At 43.2% G+C, this 17394-nt stretch carries 13 protein-coding genes; 8 read left to right on the top strand and 5 right to left on the bottom strand.

The window, feature by feature from the left end:
• Positions 1 to 12 precede the first annotated feature (12 nt).
• Positions 13 to 1362 carry a signal recognition particle protein gene (gene ffh / locus BUQ89_RS10500; RefSeq protein ID WP_028460981.1) on the bottom strand — a complete coding sequence of 450 codons (1350 nt, stop codon included), beginning with the start codon at positions 1360 to 1362 and terminating at the stop codon, positions 13 to 15.
• A gap of 140 nt (positions 1363 to 1502) precedes the next feature.
• On the opposite strand from ffh, the gene BUQ89_RS10495 reads away from it, so the two are divergent.
• The 4 genes from BUQ89_RS10495 to BUQ89_RS10485 all read left to right on the top strand — a co-directional run bounded on the left by BUQ89_RS10495 (position 1503) and on the right by BUQ89_RS10485 (position 5000).
• Positions 1503 to 2348: a cytochrome C assembly family protein gene (locus BUQ89_RS10495; protein WP_028460980.1), complete on the top strand. Its 846-nt coding sequence runs from the start codon at positions 1503 to 1505 to the stop codon at positions 2346 to 2348.
• A 115-nt stretch (positions 2349 to 2463) separates the two neighbouring features.
• The gene (locus BUQ89_RS10490; protein WP_051537529.1) at positions 2464 to 3123 is read left to right on the top strand and encodes an RNA-guided endonuclease InsQ/TnpB family protein; all 660 of its coding nucleotides are present in this window, start codon (positions 2464 to 2466) and stop codon (positions 3121 to 3123) included.
• A complete protein-coding gene (locus tag BUQ89_RS13980) occupies positions 3063 to 3269 on the top strand; it encodes a zinc ribbon domain-containing protein (protein ID WP_218146731.1) in 207 nt (68 codons plus the stop codon). Before BUQ89_RS10490 ends, BUQ89_RS13980 begins: the two co-directional genes overlap by 61 nt.
• A 120-nt stretch (positions 3270 to 3389) precedes the next feature.
• On the top strand, positions 3390 to 5000 hold the full coding sequence (locus tag BUQ89_RS10485; protein ID WP_028460979.1) for an NAD-dependent malic enzyme: 1611 nt from the start codon (positions 3390 to 3392) through the stop codon (positions 4998 to 5000).
• Positions 5001 to 5339: 339 nt separating this feature from the next.
• On the opposite strand, the gene serB is transcribed toward BUQ89_RS10485, so the two are convergent.
• Positions 5340 to 6170 carry a phosphoserine phosphatase SerB gene (gene serB, locus BUQ89_RS10480; RefSeq protein ID WP_028460978.1) on the bottom strand — a complete coding sequence of 277 codons (831 nt, stop codon included), beginning with the start codon at positions 6168 to 6170 and terminating at the stop codon, positions 5340 to 5342.
• Between the two features lie 22 nt (positions 6171 to 6192).
• Positions 6193 to 7665, bottom strand: a complete 1473-nt coding sequence (locus tag BUQ89_RS10475) for a sensor domain-containing diguanylate cyclase (RefSeq protein WP_245812999.1) — start codon at positions 7663 to 7665, stop codon at positions 6193 to 6195.
• A 291-nt stretch (positions 7666 to 7956) separates the two neighbouring features.
• Here BUQ89_RS10475 and BUQ89_RS10470 point away from each other — a divergent pair, with 291 nt between their 5' ends.
• The 4 genes from BUQ89_RS10470 (at position 7957) to BUQ89_RS10455 (ending at position 13287) form a co-directional block, all read left to right on the top strand.
• On the top strand, positions 7957 to 9453 hold the full coding sequence (locus tag BUQ89_RS10470; RefSeq protein WP_028460976.1) for a leucyl aminopeptidase: 1497 nt from the start codon (positions 7957 to 7959) through the stop codon (positions 9451 to 9453).
• An 82-nt stretch (positions 9454 to 9535) separates the two neighbouring features.
• A complete protein-coding gene (locus tag BUQ89_RS10465) occupies positions 9536 to 9985 on the top strand; it encodes a DNA polymerase III subunit chi (RefSeq protein ID WP_036572700.1) in 450 nt (149 codons plus the stop codon).
• A 10-nt stretch (positions 9986 to 9995) separates the two neighbouring features.
• Positions 9996 to 10373: a hypothetical protein gene (locus tag BUQ89_RS10460; protein WP_051537528.1), complete on the top strand. Its 378-nt coding sequence runs from the start codon at positions 9996 to 9998 to the stop codon at positions 10371 to 10373.
• Positions 10374 to 10524: 151 nt separating this feature from the next.
• Positions 10525 to 13287 (top strand): valine--tRNA ligase, encoded by a 2763-nt coding sequence (locus BUQ89_RS10455; protein ID WP_028460974.1) that lies wholly within the window; start codon positions 10525 to 10527, stop codon positions 13285 to 13287.
• 227 nt (positions 13288 to 13514) lie between these two features.
• Here the strand turns inward: BUQ89_RS10455 and BUQ89_RS10450 are convergent, their stop codons facing one another.
• On the bottom strand, positions 13515 to 15725 hold the full coding sequence (locus BUQ89_RS10450) for a primosomal protein N' (protein ID WP_245812998.1): 2211 nt from the start codon (positions 15723 to 15725) through the stop codon (positions 13515 to 13517).
• Between the two features lie 159 nt (positions 15726 to 15884).
• Positions 15885 to 17264, bottom strand: coding sequence for a hypothetical protein (locus BUQ89_RS10445; protein WP_028460972.1), 1380 nt, complete (start codon positions 17262 to 17264; stop codon positions 15885 to 15887).
• Between the last annotated feature and the right edge of the window lie 130 nt (positions 17265 to 17394).

Here is a 17394-nt window from a genome sequence, read left to right as displayed (position 1 = left end):
TGAGATATGGTTCTATCCTAGTCGTGGAAGCATTCCCTTTAATCCTCGCATCATTTTTGTCATGCCACCTTTATTCATCATCTTCATCATTTTTCTGGCCTGTTCAAATTGCGATAGCAGACGATTGACTTCTTGAACGGTCACACCCGAGCCTGCAGCGATACGTCGTTTACGGGATGCTTTTAAAATTTCTGGCTTGGCACGTTCTTGTCGTGTCATAGCATTGATGATACCTTCAGTACGAGAAATAACTTTATCATCTACTTTTACATTTTGTGCCGCTTGGCTCAGTTGTGCGGGTAATTTATCCATCATTGCGGTTATGCCGCCCATTTTCTTCATTTGTTGGAATTGCATTTTGAAATCGTCCAGGTCAAATCCTTTGCCCGATTTCATTTTCTTCATCAGTTTTTCAGCTTCACGTTGATCTGTGCTGCGTTGAGCTTCTTCGATCAAGCCAAGCACATCACCCATACCCAGAATGCGTGAAGCCATACGATCAGGATGAAAAGCTTCTAAACCGGTGAGTTTTTCAGCTATACCGGTAAATTTAATCGGTTTTCCAGTAATATGTTGAACGGATAAGGCCGCACCCCCGCGCGCATCACCATCAAGTTTAGTTAGAATAATACCAGTCAGGGGGAGCGCATCAGCAAAAGCTTTGGCAGTATTAACGGCATCCTGTCCCTGCATGGCATCTACAACAAATAAAGTTTCAATAGGTTGCAGTAATGTTTCTAATTGACTAATTTCCTGCATCATTGCATCATCGATACCGAGTCGCCCGGCGGTGTCTACAATCATGACATCATGATGGTGTCTGCGTGCATAATCCAGTGCCGCAGTTGCGATTTCATTTGGTTTTTGCCCGGGTTTTACTGGAAAGAAATCTGAGTTAACCTGTTCCGCCAACAGTTCCAATTGATGAATTGCAGCGGGGCGATAAATGTCACAAGAAACCAACAGTACTTTTTTCTTTTTTTGCTCCATCAACCATTTGGCTAATTTTCCGCTGCTGGTGGTTTTACCCGCGCCTTGTAATCCCGCCATGAGAATGACGGCAGGGGGCACCGTGGAGAGATTAATGTCAGATTTTTCTCTTCCCATAATTGAGATAAGTTCTTGGTGTACTACACCTACTAGCGCCTGTCCGGGTGTAAGGCTATTCATGACTTCGTGGCCAACCGCTTTTTCCTTGACACGAGCAATGAAATCTTTGATGACTGGTAAAGCCACATCAGCTTCTAGTAATGCTAGGCGAATTTCTCGTAGCGCTTTCTGGATATTGCTCTCAGTTAGTCTTGTTTCTCCACGTAATGTCTTAATAACGCCAGATAATTTTCCGGTCAGATTGTCAAACATGTTTAAATCCTCATAAAATAGATTGGGACGTAATACTATTAGAAACTAAAATTCATGAAATATTTGGGTTAGCACTTTGAATTTATTAAGGTGCCATGTAGACTAACCAAATATTTCTGCTTTTTATAGTGTTAATATTAATGCTCAGTATTCTAACTTATCTTACGGCTTCCTTGCTGTATACACTGGTCGGCTGGTATTTCTGGCGAAACAGGTGGAATATCGCTGTTTCACCTGCTAAGAGTCAGGAAGGCGGGGTAGTGGCGATTGTGTGGGAGCGTTATGCTATGCTTGCACCACTGGTGTTGCATGGTATTACGCTTTATCAATCTATGCTTATAGGTACAGGATTAAGTTTTGGTGTTGGTAGTGCGATTTCCTCTATCGTATGGCTCACTGCATTCATTTACTGGTTCTCGAGATTTTTTAATCGCCTGGAGGGATTGCAGACATTAATCGCCTCATTGGCCTTTGTCGCTGCTATAGCCGTATTTCTACCCTTAATCTTTCCTTCGTCCCGTCCTCTAGATAACACAGAGTTACCTGCATTTAAAGCGCATATGCTTGTTGCAATGATGGCATACAGCTTGCTGACTATCGCAGCGCTACATGCATTGCTAATGACAGTAGTGGAACGTCATTTGCATCATCCTGCGCCTCCTTCCATCTTAACTAACCTGCCGCCTCTGTTAACGATGGAAAAATTACTATTTCGTATTATCTGGGCAGGATTTGTGTTACTCACACTAACGCTTCTTAGTGGTGTCGTTTTTTCTAAAGAGGTATTTGGCCAACCACTTACATTCTCACATAAAACTTTGTTTGGTTTTATTTCCTGGGGTGTATTTGCCGCATTACTAGTCGGCAGACAGCTTTATGGCTGGCGAGGAAAAATAGCTGCTCGCTGGACACTCGCTGGCTTCATTGCATTGCTTCTCGCTTATATTGGAAGTAAATTCGTATTGGAGATTGTATTAAACCGATAATAACTTGTTTATCTTAACTCCCGGAAAATCCCGATCTTAAGGCCGAGGATAGATAGGGAGTCAGCTTCGCTGATACTAAAGCCTGTTTTTCACCTATTTCTGTTAAAGTGTGTTAATGGAAATTAAGCACGCATACAAATTCGGGTTTTACCCAACTTTTGAGCAAGAAACTATTCTGGCTCAAACATTCGGGTGCGCCAGATTTATCTATAATCGCATGTTGCGCGTTCGCTCTGATGCTGGGTATACCGAGAAAAAAAGAATCGGATATCATGCTACCTCCTCTTTGTTGACTGAGTTAAAAAAAGAGCCTGAATTTGAATGGCTGAACAAAGTTTCCAGTGTTCCTGTGCAGCAATCTCTCCGTCACCTGCAAGCGGCATTCAGTAATTCTTTTGCTAAACGAACTAAATACCCGTCATTCAAGCGCAGGCATGACAAGCAATCGGCTGAATACACGTCCAGCGCTTTCAAGTGGGACGATAAATCTCTGAAGCTGGCAAAGATGAAAGATCCACTGAATATCAGATGGTCGCGCGCCCTTCCTAAGGGAGCAAAACTAACCACTGCAACAGTCTCTAAAGACTCAGCGGGTCGATACCACGTTTCCATGTTTTGCGACGATTCTGTTGCGTTAAAGCCAAAGGTTAGCGGCAAAATCGGCATTGACTTAGGATTGACGCACTTCGCTATTCTTTCTACGGGCGAGAGCTTGTGGGCATTGACCGATGGTATCCAAGCAGCAAGTGCTGCTCGAGATGTGGACATACCGTAAACAAGATGCCTTTGAATGTGCGCAAATGGACTTGTCCGGAATGCGGATCAATTCATGATCGAGACATCAACGCAGCGCGTAATGTTTTGGCCGCTGGACTGGCGGTGTCAGCCCTTGGAGAATCTGTAAGTCCTGTTTGCATTTAGGTGCGTCCGGGTTGGATTCGTTGAATTGGGAATCTCCTTCGTTTACGGAGGGGGGCAGTCAATTGAATTGCTAATTTAAGCATTTAAACTGATGGCCCTAGACTGAGAGAATAATTCAATATGAAAATATTGCGTGGAAAAGCGCTTCTGGATGATCCAGCACAAACAAAATCAACTGCATTTACGCGTGATGAGCGTGATAAATATGGACTGCGTGGATTATTGCCTTATGATATCGCAGATGTTGAGAAACAAAAGGAGCGTGTGCTAGGTAACATACGTCGTCAAAGTAGTGATATCGAGAAATATATTTTTCTGATTACTTTGTTGGAACGGAATCAGCGTCTTTTCTATCGAACCATGATTGATCATATAGAAGAGATTATGCCATTAGTCTACACGCCAACGGTAGGTGAAGCATGCAAAGAATTTGCACATATTTTTAGAAAACCACAGGGTCTTTATATTACCCCTGAAGATCGCGGCGATATAAAACTGCTATTGGGTAACTGGCCTGAAACTGATATCCGAATTATCGTCGTGACAGATGGAGAACGTATTCTGGGTCTTGGCGATCTGGGTGCGAATGGCATGGGGATTCCAATTGGAAAAATTGCGTTATATATTGCTTGTGCTGGGATTCATCCTGCTCAATGCATGCCAGTCATGCTGGATGTAGGCACCAATAATGTTTCGTTGCGTGAAGATCCTTTGTATTTGGGTTATCCTTTTCCACGTATTAATGGGGTTGTTTATCAATCACTCGTTGATGAGTTTGTGAAGGCAGTTCAGCTTCTGTTTCCTAATGCATTAATTCAATTTGAAGATTTTCTTGCACCAAATGCTTTTGAATTTCTGGATCGTTACGGGAAACAGGCTCGCTGTTTTAATGATGATATTCAAGGGACGGCTGCAGTTACACTCGCTGGAGTTTACACTTCATGCCGTATCACCCGAAAAAAATTTTCCGATTTGACAATTATGTTTCTTGGCACCGGTTCTGCTGCAGGTGGCATTGCGGAGTTAATGGTCGATGCTTTTTGTGCAGCAGGGTTGAATAAAAAGGAAGCACAGGCACGCCTCTGGTTTGTAGACAGAAAAGGTCTTGTTGTAGCCAATCGAGAAGGTATAAAACCACGTATCGAAGCATTCGCACATAAATACGGAAGACATAATTTTCTTGACGCAATCAGCAGTATAAAACCGGATGTTCTGATTGGTGCTACGGGTGTTGCAGGGACATTTACTGAAGATATTGTACGCAAGATGGCTGAAATTAATGAACATCCTGTTATCATTGCGCTATCGAATCCGACTTCCCATACAGAGTGTACTGCGATAGATGCTTATACATGGAGCGATGGACGCGTCATTTTTGCCAGTGGAAGTCCCTTTAAGGCGGTACAGCTTGGAGAGAAATTATTTAAACCAGCGCAGGGCAACAATGCGTATATATTCCCTGGTGTTGGTCTGGGCGTGCAGGCCTGCGCAGCGCGCCTTGTTACTCAAAGTATGTTTCTGGCTGCAGCAGAAGCACTTGCCAATATCGTTTCAGAAGAAGAAATTAGCGTAGGAGCTGTCTACCCTTCTCTCAAGCGAATCCGTGAAGTATCATACACAATAGCAGTGGCCGTGTGTCGCGTTGCGTTAAGTGAAGGTTTGACCGAAGTTGATTTGCCAGATGACTTGGAAACTTATGTAGAGTCGTTGATGTATCAACCTGATTATTGATAGTTGATTATTTATTTTTGCAACCTCGGGTGAATATTAGGAATAACCAACTTATTGGGTCGAGGCTTTGTTGCACTGGCGTAATTATAATTTCTTAAAGAGACACGGGTTGTTATCTAATCCAAAGTTATTTGCTAGCGTCACCCATCTTGGAAGTAGATCTCCTGGTGCGGATGAAATGGAGAATATCTGAGGGTGGTTTGATATAGGATCTTACTGGTTTATTGACTTGCTGAATCATGGCGAAAAATACGGTGTGTTGCTCTCAATACATTCTATTGATCAATATTCAATTAACCAGTAAGCTTCTGCTATAGCGGTGCTCGATTCAATAAGGGATCACCTGAACAAGTTGATAATCCCATCAAGACCCACATGATTGATTGAATAAGTGGCTTGTTGCTGCACAATCGGTTTAGCATGATAGGCTATGCTGATTCCAGCTTCTGCCAGCATGTCCAGATCATTAGCCCCATCTCCAACCGCGATTACCTGCTCTCGTTTTAGCCCCAGTTTATTGCGTATTTGTTTTAGCGCTTCAGCCTTTCCTTGTGCGCCGATAATCTCACCCGCAACCTTTCCGGTTAGTTTTTCATCCTCAATTTCAAGTGTATTAGCGATGGCATAATCCAGTTCCAGCTGCACTTTGATTCTGTCGGTGAAAAATGTGAATCCCCCTGAAATAACCATTGTTTTGAGCCCGGCTGCTTTCAGTTTTTGTAGCATTTCCTCTGCACCAGGACTGAGTTGTAGGCGCTCATCGTAAACTCTTTGTAGTGCGTCTTGATGTAAACCTTGTAGTAACTGAGTACGACGCGTGAGGCTCTCGGCAAAACCAATATCACCTTTCATGGTACTGAGTGTAATCTCAGATACTTGAGGTTTAACGTTGCACATATCGGCGATTTCATCAATGGACTCTATTGCAAGGAGAGTTGAATCCATGTCAGTCGCAAACAAACCAAAATAGGTCAGTGGCATGTCTTGTGCAATAAAAGCGAAATCAAGCTGGGCATCTGCACAGTATTCCGAAATATCTTGTTGTTGATTTGCACCAACCAATCGGAAAGCCTGGCCTGTAATGCGCTCAATAGAACTGGCGCTGGAGAGTTTTGCTAGGTTTCTAAGGTCATTGTTATGGATATCAAGACCCTGGATAATTAAATTCATAGAATTCTCGTTAATTTGTTATTCAATTCTTAAGTGATGGGTTCCATTCTACAATTCTATTTCTACCTGCATGTTTGGCAGAATAAAGCGCGAGATCTGCTGCTTTTAACATATCTTCATGACAGGCGAAACGTATACCGTTATCCATATTGACTGCAACACCAATGGACACAGTTATGTTGATACAAGTGCCATTATCAAGTTTATATGAAATTGCCGCAATATTATCTTTTAATCGGGTGAGAAGTTTCATAGAGATGGCCAGTGTGGTGCCGGGTAAAATTAACGAAAATTCTTCGCCACCATATCGACTTAAAACATCGTCTTGGCGAATTTGACCGAGAATTTTTCTTACAATTGCAACGAGGAGGATATCACCCGCAACATGTCCGTGGGTGTCATTAACCTTTTTAAAGTAATCGATATCAATCATAGCAATCGTCAGTGGAAATGCATTCTCTTGTGAGAGATGAAATTCCTTCTGAAGTGTGTTATCAAAAAATAATCGATTATGTGCGCCTGTTAAGCCATCACGTTGTGTTTTATCTTCTAATTCGCGCACTGTCGTTAAGGAATGGATTGTTAGTAATTCTTTTGCTTGAGCTATGATGTCGGCAATTTCAGTCGGGTGATGGATTGTGACTTCAAATAATTCCGCAACGGAATGAATTTCCGTTTCCATAGTATCGATAATTTCTTTTAATTCCATACTATCGATCCCTAGCCAGCGTTGCACAGCATTGGTAACGGTCGCTACATTGCCGGCTTTTTTAGGATCTAGAAAATAGTCTGCAATATAGCCTGATGCAGCAATGCAATCAAATGATGTTGGCGCCATTGCATCAGGGGCTGGTTGGTGATGGCTTGCTAAGCATGCGATAGAGATATGATCGGGAATATGCCATTGCTTTAAAAGCAAGTAGCCTATTTCGTCGTGTCCTGTGCCAAAGGCTTTACGTTCAGATTTTAGCAATGTACCGTGGTCGCAGGCAGATGAAAAAACCGGGCTGTATTCTTCTGGCATGAGGGCGCTAAGAGCAAGAATACCAATATCTTGCAATAACCCGGCAAGAAACAGATCATCCCATCCTTTTAACTTAAATTTTTCTCCAAGTATGCGGCTGGCGAGTGCCGACACAATCGAACGCCGCCAGAAATTATTATTATCAAAAGGGTAAATATTTTCTTTTTCTTTTGAGTGAGCCATTAATGAGCTTGTTAATGAAAACGACAGCGCGATGACAATCACCGCATGCGTGCCAAGCGTACCGACTGCCTGCCGAATATTATTTGATACGCGTCGCGACTTAAATAAAGGAGAATTGGCTACTCTGAGTATTTTTGTTGCGAGCGCAGGGTCAAGGGAAATATAGTGACAGATTTGAGTGATATCAGCATCTGGATTACTGGCTATTTCTAGAATCTTAATCGCAATCGTTGGTAGGCTAGGTAATGTTGTACAAAAGCGTAATCGCCTTGTCAGGATGTCATTCACTATTTTGTCCTCTTTTTGAGTGTATAAAAAATGATCTCCTTATACATTTTCATACATTCATTATATTAGTGATCTTATTCACTTTAATTGCATGGATAAAACAGACGAATCAACAGGCGGAATGTAATCGTTAATCGTCCTGCTTTGAGTCTACAGATCTGTTAATTCTGGTGCAATGCTGTCGTAGTTAACAAAAGCTTATTTTGACTTTAGATAAGTAGTCCGAGGATAATCGGCAGAAATATGATTTATATGAGATGGTCCGAAGTTTTTTTGAGAGAGGAGTACGACGTGGATTTTGGAATAAAGGTGGGAACCCCTGAGAAACAATCTGGTGATTGTATGGTAATGGGCATATTTGAATCCAGAAAGCTAACCGATTCTGCAGAAATCTTGGATACAATTGCTGGAGGCTATGTTAATGACATATTGCATACAGGTGATATGGATGGGAAAGCAAACACAACTCTGTTGTTACATAACCTACCTAATGCGCAGTGTAAACGGGTGTTATTAGTAGGGCTTGGTAAAGAACCGGTGCTCAGCGATAAAGCATATATCAGTGTCATACATTCTGTTTTTGATGCATTGCATAAAACGGGTATTGCCGATACAGCACTTTTCTTGACGGAGATTCCAGTAAAGGAACGGACCGTCGAATGGAAAATTTCCCAGATAGTTATTGCAGCAATGGGAAGTATTTATCAGTTTGATCGGTTGAAAAGTAAGCTGAAAGAAAATAAACGGTGCTTGCGTAAGGTTGTATTGAATATAGCCGATCGTAAAAATCTTTCCGTAGGCAAGGAGGCACTACAACAAGGACTTGCAATTGCGCACGGCATGAATTTAGCAAAAGATCTAGGGAATCTTGCGCCGAATATATGCACGCCAACGTACCTTGCGAAGCAGGCTGCGGATATGGCTAAAACACATAAACTAAAAATCTCTGTATTGGAAGAGAAGGATATGGAGAAGCTGGGTATGGGGTCTTTATTGGCGGTCGCCCAGGGTAGTCATCAGCCAGCCAAATTGATCGTGCTGGAATACCGAGGAAAGGGAAAAACGGAAAAGCCGGTTGTATTGGTAGGTAAGGGGGTGACTTTTGATACCGGCGGTATTTCGTTAAAACCGGCGGCAGATATGGATGAGATGAAGTATGATATGTGTGGCGCAGCGAGTGTACTGGGTACGCTGACAGCCATAGCTGAAATGAAACTGCCCATCAATGTAGTGGGTATTATTCCAGCAACTGAAAATATGCCGGGGGGGAATGCAACCAAACCGGGTGATGTTGTGACCAGTTTGTCTGGTCAGACTATTGAGATTCTGAATACGGATGCAGAGGGGCGCTTGATTTTATGTGATGCCCTGACCTATGCAGAACGTTTTAAGCCGCAGGTTGTGATTGATATTGCGACCTTAACCGGTGCATGTGTGGTCGCGCTTGGCAATGTAACAACAGGTCTGCTTAGTAACGACGATAAATTAGCACAAGAATTATTGCTTGCGGGAGAACAATCTTCTGATCGTGCCTGGCAATTACCATTATGGGATGACTATCAGGATTTATTGAGAAGTAATTTTGCTGATATTGCTAATATCGGTGGCCGTACCGCAGGCACCATTACCGCAGCTTGTTTTTTGTCGCGCTTTACTGATAAATATCACTGGGCGCATTTGGATATAGCTGGCACCGCCTGGAAATCTGGTAAAGAAAAAGGATCTACGGGGCGGCCAGTACCATTACTCACACAGTATTTGATCGCGCGAGCCAGGAAATCAGATTAAAAACGAACCTGAACATGCAATGCCGTCGCGTCTTATTGTATTCTCTCTGCTCTGATGCGCCTGTTTTGCCTGTAATTAATTAATGACTCAAATCTATTTCTATTCAGGTTCGGCCGATAAGTTGCATACTGCTTGTCGGCTTTGCACCAAAGCATTGGAGCAAGGTTTTAAGGTCATGATTTATACGCTGGATGCAGAGATTGTTGAACAGCTTAATCGATTACTCTGGACTTTCTCCCCAACTGGTTTTATTCCACATTGCCATACAACCGATGAATTGGCTGATGTGACTCCAGTCCTACTTGGTTGCAACATAGAGCAAGTGGCGCATAATGATGTACTGCTTAACTTACATGACGAACTTCCTCCCTCTTTTGATCGATTTCAACGATTAATCGAGATTGCTGGAACCGATGAGCATGATAGGATGGCGGCGCGGAAGCGTTTCCATTTCTACCGGAAAGCGGGGTATGAAATCCATCACCACAAGCTTGAGAGGAAGATAAGCGAATGTTACCTGTATTCCGGATAGTTTTATTTCCATGATGGACGATGATAAAACTGTGGAAGATTCCGATGAAGACAAGATTCTGACAAAATTGAACGGACTGCTGAGTAAATATCAAAGACAGCATCGTTCGATCATGAATACCAAGGAAGCTACATTATCTATTCCGGATTTGGTTCATGCAAATGTGTCGCGGGGAAGCGTACCAAAAGCAGCATCTGACAAGATACCTTTGCTGACAGAGAAAGTAATACTGCGTCCGTTAATTGCGCCGTATTTAACTGAGAATTCACCGCCATTACGATCTATTCTGGATGCCGCGCTGAAAGAAGCAAATATCGATATGAATGTTGTCGATCGTGGTGCATTAGTTGGAGCGCTGCATAAACACTTAATTCGTAAACCCGGATAATGCTCTGTCTGTATATTTTTAGCTGGGCGAGCGTGTACTGGTCAAAAGAATCATCATATTTCCAGATCAGATTAATCATTCCGATATTCATAGGAGCGTCATCCGTTATAATGATCATCTTATCAGTATCATTTAATTAAGCCTTAATTCCATGGAACTCGCAAAAAGTTTTGATCCTAAGCTCATAGAAGATCGTTGGTATTCAATCTGGGAATCATCCGGTTATTTTAAGCCGGAAACCACTGAGGTGAATGCAGCGTACAGTATTATGCTGCCGCCGCCTAACGTGACGGGTACGTTACATATGGGGCATGCATTTCAGCATACGCTGATGGATGCGTTAATCCGCTATCATCGAATGCTGGGCGATACTACATTATGGCAGCCTGGAACGGATCACGCGGGTATTGCGACTCAAATTGTTGTTGAACGGCAATTAGATCAGCAAGATATTAATCGACGTGATTTAGGACGTGAAGCATTTCTGGAGCGCGTGTGGCAATGGAAAGAAGAATCCGGATCTACCATTACTCGGCAAATGCGACGTCTGGGAACTTCCTGTGATTGGTCACGCGAGCGCTTTACCATGGACCCAGTATTATCGCGTGCAGTCACTGAAGTCTTTGTGCGGTTGTATCGTGAGGGGCTTATCTATCGTGGCAAGCGCCTGGTTAATTGGGATCCAGTGCTGCAAACTGCAGTCTCTGATTTGGAAGTGGTCTCAACAGAAGAAAATGGATTTCTCTGGCATATTCATTATCCGCTTGAACAGAAGGATGGCGTGAATATAGAGAAAACAGAAGGATTGATTGTGGCGACCACGCGCCCTGAAACCATGTTGGGAGATATGGCTGTCGCAGTACATCCGGAGGATATACGCTATCAGCACATGATTGGCCGCCATGTTCGTCTGCCATTATGTGAACGGAGCATACCCGTTATTGCGGATGCTTATGTGGATCCGACATTTGGTACGGGTTGTGTGAAAATTACACCTGCACATGATTTTAATGACTATCAGATGGGACAACGTCATCATCTTGTTCCGCTTAATATTTTTACATTGGATGGGAAAATTAATGATCTTGCACCCATTGAATACCAAGGCTTGGATCGGTTTGTTGCCAGAAAAAGAATTCTGGCCGATTTAGAAGCGCAGGGACTATTAACGGAGACTAAACCACATAAACTGACGGTGCCACGTGGTGATCGCACTAATGCAATCATCGAACCGATGTTGACTGATCAATGGTATGTGGCTATGGAGGGTCTGGCGAAGCAGGGGCTCGAGGCCGTAGCTAATGGCGATATTAAATTTACGCCAGACAATTGGCGCCACGTTTACAATCAATGGCTGGAAAATATTCAGGATTGGTGCGTTTCTCGACAATTGTGGTGGGGCCATCGAATTCCTGCGTGGTACGACGAAGATGGCAATATAACCGTTGCCCATGATTATGACGAAGCACGGAAACTGGCAGGTAGTGATAATCTTAAGCAAGATGAAGATGTGCTGGACACCTGGTTTTCCTCTGCACTCTGGCCATTTTCAACATTAGGCTGGCCGGAGCAAACGCCTGAGCTTAAAACTTTCCTGCCCACATCGGTTCTGATTACAGGTTTTGATATTATATTTTTCTGGGTAGCACGTATGGTAATGATGTCGCTGCATTTTACGGGCAAAATTCCATTTAAAGAAGTTTATATTACGGGCTTAATCCGTGATGCAGAAGGCCAGAAGATGAGCAAGTCAAAGGGGAATGTGCTGGATCCACTGGATTTGATCGATGGCATCACACTGCCTGATTTAATTGCAAAACGGACGACTGGCCTGATGAATCCCCGGCAGGCTGAGTCCATTCATAGAAATACGGAGAAGCATTTCCCTGAGGGTATTGCAGCTTTTGGTACCGACGCCTTACGCTTTACATTTGCCAGCCTTGCTTCTCATGGCCGTGATATCAAATTTGATCTACAACGATGTGAAGGCTATCGAAATTTCTGTAATAAATTGTGGAATGCCACTCGTTACGTATTAATGAACTGTGAAGAAAAAGATGTAGGTTTAATCGATACCCTGCCATTAGAGCTTTCTGTTGCTGATAGATGGATGATCAGTCGCTTGCAGCAGACAGAACAGGCGGTAGAGCAGGCATTCAGTAACTTTCGTTTTGATTTGGCGGCGCGGGAAATTTATGAATTAGTGTGGGATGAATATTGTGACTGGTATGTAGAGTTTGCCAAAGTACAGCTGAATAGCCCGAATGAGGGTATACAAAGGGCTACTCGACGTACTCTGATACGAGTATTAGAAACGACGCTTCGACTTGCCCATCCTATTATTCCTTTTATCACTGAAGAACTGTGGCAAAAGATAGCACCGCTTGCTGGTAAAAATGGGGCAAGCATTATGTGTCAACCCTATCCCAAATTCGATTCGACAAAACTGGATGAAAAGGCCGTGGGACATATTCTTCTTTTGAAGAATATTATTGATGCCTGCCGTGCGTTACGTGGTGAAATGAATTTATCTCCAGCATTGAAAGTTCCACTGCTGGCAGCAGGAGATCAGCAGGTTCTAGCTGATTTTTCTCCGTATTTGTTAGTTTTGGCGAGGTTGTCAGATGTAGAAATTATGCAAGATGACCTGCCGAGTGCTGATGCGCCGGTTGCGATTGTGGGTGAATACCGATTAATGTTAAAAATTGAAGTGGATGTAGTTGCTGAGCGTGAACGATTAACAAAAGAAATTGCCCGTATTGAAACGGAAATTACTAAAGCGAATACGAAACTTGCTAATCCAAATTTTATTCAGCGTGCACCAGAAAAAGTGGTGGCACAAGAAAAAGAGCGGCTCGCTGGGTTTGAGGCGACACTGGAGAAATTGAATGAGCAACTACGCAAGCTGGGATAATAGGTCTTTCAACAGCAGATGGTATTTTATTGCGCTCAATGATTTATGTATGATTACACATTCACTCAATTGCCATTAAGCGCGCGGACAGGGTTTTATCCAGAATATAAAATACAATCCGAGACCTTTGCAAAACTCCAATAGTTGAAAACTTATGGCGAGGGCTTTTACAAAAGTCTCTAATAGTGTTCCAGCGCAGGTAATTTAATGAGATTAAACGCGTTCGTTTAGAATCCTGAGGGATCTACATCAAGTACCCAGCGAACGGAACGAGTGGATATGCTATTGAGTTTTCTATACCATTCGGCAAGAAATGCTTGGAGTTTCTTACGTGATGGGGACTGAACCAGTAAGTGAGCATGCTCTAGTCCTTTTAACCGTACCATTGGCGCTGGAACAGGATCAAAAATCTCGATATTCTGGGATACTTCTACCATGCCTGCTGCGCTCGTGAGAAATGCCAGCGCCGTATGAATGTTATGAGCTTCAGCTCGTAATAATGCCTGATAAACAAATGGTGGAAGTGCTGCCTGTTTCCTTTCTGAGAGCAGCATTTTTGCCAGTACATCATAATCATGTTGACGTAATGCATGATAGAGCGGGTGATTTGGAAATGCGGTTTGGATCAGCACTTTACCGGGAACAGCGGCACGCCCGGCTCGGCCTGCTACCTGCATGAGTTGTGCGAATAAACGTTCACTTGCCCGGAAATCGGTGCTGTATAGAGCACTATCTGGATTTAAAATACCCACGAGTGATAGATTGGGAAAGTCATGTCCTTTGGCGAGGAGCTGAGTCCCTATCAGAATATCTACTTGTTGTGCATGGATGGCCTTCAGGGCAGCATGCCAGGTACCTTTACGACGGATGCTGTCCCGATCAATACGTAGAATCCGTGCATCTGGAAAATGTGCCGTCAGTGCTGCTTCCACCCGTTGTGTTCCATGGCCAAAAGGGACGATATTCTGATTGCCACATTGGAGACAAGCTTGTGGAAGGGGGGTCTGATAACCGCAATGATGACAGTACAATTTTCTTTCGCTTAAATGGACGACCAGGCGGCTGGTACAGCGCTGGCAGATTGCTATCCAGGCACATGAATTACAAAACAGGACAGGGGCATAGCCCCGCCGGTTAATAAAGATCAGGCTTTGATGTTTCTGTGCGAGCGTGTTTCTCAATGCCAGAATCATTGGCTCAGATAGACCATCCTTGATTTTGTTGGTGCGAATATCAACACAGTGCACGATCGGTAGAGCGGCGTTCTTTACTGCGCGTGATGATAGGCGCAGGCTACGATAACGGCCGATGGCTGCATTATAGTAGCTTTCCAATGAAGGGGTGGCAGAACCCAATATAATCGGTATATTTCCTTGCCTGGCACGAAATATAGCGATATCCCGTGCAGAATAGCGTAACCTGTCTTGCTGTTTAAACGAATTATCTTGCTCTTCATCGACAATAATCAAACCCATATCGGGCAATGGGGTGAATACAGCTAGACGTGTTCCGAGTATAATTTTGGCCTGTCCATTTTGTGCTTGCAACCAGGCGATTGCACGTTGGGTATCGTTGAGTCCGCTATGTAAGCTGACTAATGGTGTGTTGGGAAATCGTGCCTGGAAAATAGTTTCCAGTTGTGGTGTTAAACTAATCTCGGGAATCAAAACCAGAGTTTGCTTCTCTTGCGATAGTACATGTGCAATTAACCGTAGATATACCTCGGTTTTGCCACTTCCCGTTATGCCCTGTAATAACCAGACATTAAATTCCCTGATTTCTGCTGTAATTGTATTGATCGCATTATTTTGTTCATCTGTAGGTATTGGCGTTGGAGTTGGCTGTACAGTTTCTGCAGGCGCTGGTATGGTTTCTACCCAACCGCACATGATAAATTCTTTTAGTAGTTTTGATGTGCGTGGTGAAATTTGTTTTGCGTCTTGATTGTTGATCGTACCCGATTCTCTAAGTTGTGTGAGTAGGCGACGTGCGACTGTGTTTCGAGTGGGAATGGAATGGATATCTACCGCGTACCCAATATCCGTCAGGCGAAATAAGGTATGCGTTGTCTGTACCGCTGGCTTAATAGGCTTATTGTCGCGCAACCTTCCGGGTAATCCATTAAGGACGATTCTGCCCAATGGATGATGATAATAACGACTGCAAAAATGAAAAATATCCAGTAATGCTGCCGGTAGAGGAGGAATATCTCGAAAAATATATTCAACCGCTTTAAGTTTATCGGCAGCCATATGTGAATTCATATCGATTGCCATGATGACGCCTGTCATCGATTTTTTTCCAAAGGGTACGCGTACACGTAGGCCAATATCCTGCATATTGACATTTGATGCCACATAGTCAAACAAGGTATTTACGGGAATATTGAGCGCGACACGAATGATTGGCATATGACATGAAAAGCGGGTGGCGGGCATATAAAGATCATAGCAGCGGGATTATCCGAAAATCACCTCCTTTTGATTTTGTAATATCACTGATATTTGTTTTGCTGATATTGCCCCAATTATTAAGAAATTAGAGAATTTCTAATAATCGGAACAATAATCAATTTTTATATTTTAAGTAAATTGGATTTATCTGGAGACCCGGTATAGTGTGAATTCCTTGTCCTGTTTATTCAGTGTGGCAAGATTACCTTCTGTATTGATAGTAAATGAAAGTGGCACGCCGCTTGTTTCTGAAAATCCAGCGCAGCCGTTGGTATCATAGGAATAACTGCTTATGGTTAATGTTTTTGCACTCGTATCATAGTCGTATGAAGCAAATTCAACACCTGGCATACCACATTCTGATTGTTCCGATTGATGGGTTTCTCCTGTCGGATCAATTAGCATGAATTTTTTATTCGGGAAAAATAAAAGTGTTTTCGTTTTGATGGAATCCTGATCCAGGACCCACGCGCCTACAATACCTGAGGAAATATTATCCATTTTGTTATAACGTTTTTCACTGACATCAGTGAGAATGGGCTCATCGTCAGAACTGAGTACTATTGGGCTGGCAACATGAAAGAGCTCGCCGAAGAGGCTGCTCTGTTCTCTCTTTCTTTGTACCGTCACAATATCTGAAGTAATCAGTTCGAAGCCATCGGTATGAATTCGCCAGGTTGGGCGGGGGTGTGATAACCCGGCCTGAAGATTGGTATCAATTGTCGGAATGCCGATAATCTTGAATCCTCGGGTATCAAAATCTAGTACATTGGCGACACCGTATTCTACGCCTGCTTTAATGATTGTATTGCCGCCACATACCCGATTTTCGTCACAAGAATCATCTGGTGTGGCGACTCCTTGCAAATATTCGCCGCTATTATCGGTTGCTATTCGTATGACGTTTGCATTTTTATCATCATATTGCACCCAGATATTAGTGCTGAGCAGATTGAGGCCTTGAGACAGAAAGTGAGCATTGGCTTCCTCGGCTGTTTTGGCGGTATTCTTGATGCCACCGGCTTCAAGAATGGTTTGTAATTTAGTCGAATCCACAAATGTGGCCGGATCGCTGTCAAGATTAATTGAGGCACTGACTGCTGCTGCGGTATCAGCTAAAATACTAATGCCGTTGGCAGGATTACCATCCGAATCCAGGGATTGCAGCAAAACTAACAGGTTTTGTAGTTTATTGTCACTGCCATCAGCGAGTGCTACGGGCGTCACAATAGGTGTTGCCTGGATATTGGCCAGTGTCAGATGCCCCAGTTTAAACTCAACGGTATCGCCATGGTTATAGTCATAAATACCTTGGTCGTTTGTAATACCTGCTTTACCGGAAGATGTAGTATAGGAAACGCCGGAAATGAGGGCATCCGTCAATATGCCTGTCGTGGGTCCTGTTGGCAGTTTTCTGTTATTGGTGGGTTTGCTGCTGTCGTCACAAGCGGAGAGGCTCATGATAAATGTGAAGGATAGTAAATATACCCAAACGGCTTTTCTTGTCTTCTTGCTAAATTTCATTAAGATACTCTCTTCTTGTTTAATTGATTAATACAATCCTCATACAATTCAGTAATTTTATGCTGATAACTTGCAGAAGCGTCATGATAACTTTATTACTACAAGAACTCTATTATAGCTAAGGTAATGT

The sequence above is a fragment of the Nitrosomonas cryotolerans ATCC 49181 genome, assembly GCF_900143275.1.
GTDB lineage: Bacteria > Pseudomonadota > Gammaproteobacteria > Burkholderiales > Nitrosomonadaceae > Nitrosomonas > Nitrosomonas cryotolerans.
Note: the sequence above shows the minus strand (reverse complement) of the source record. Positions and strands in the feature narration are given on the sequence as shown.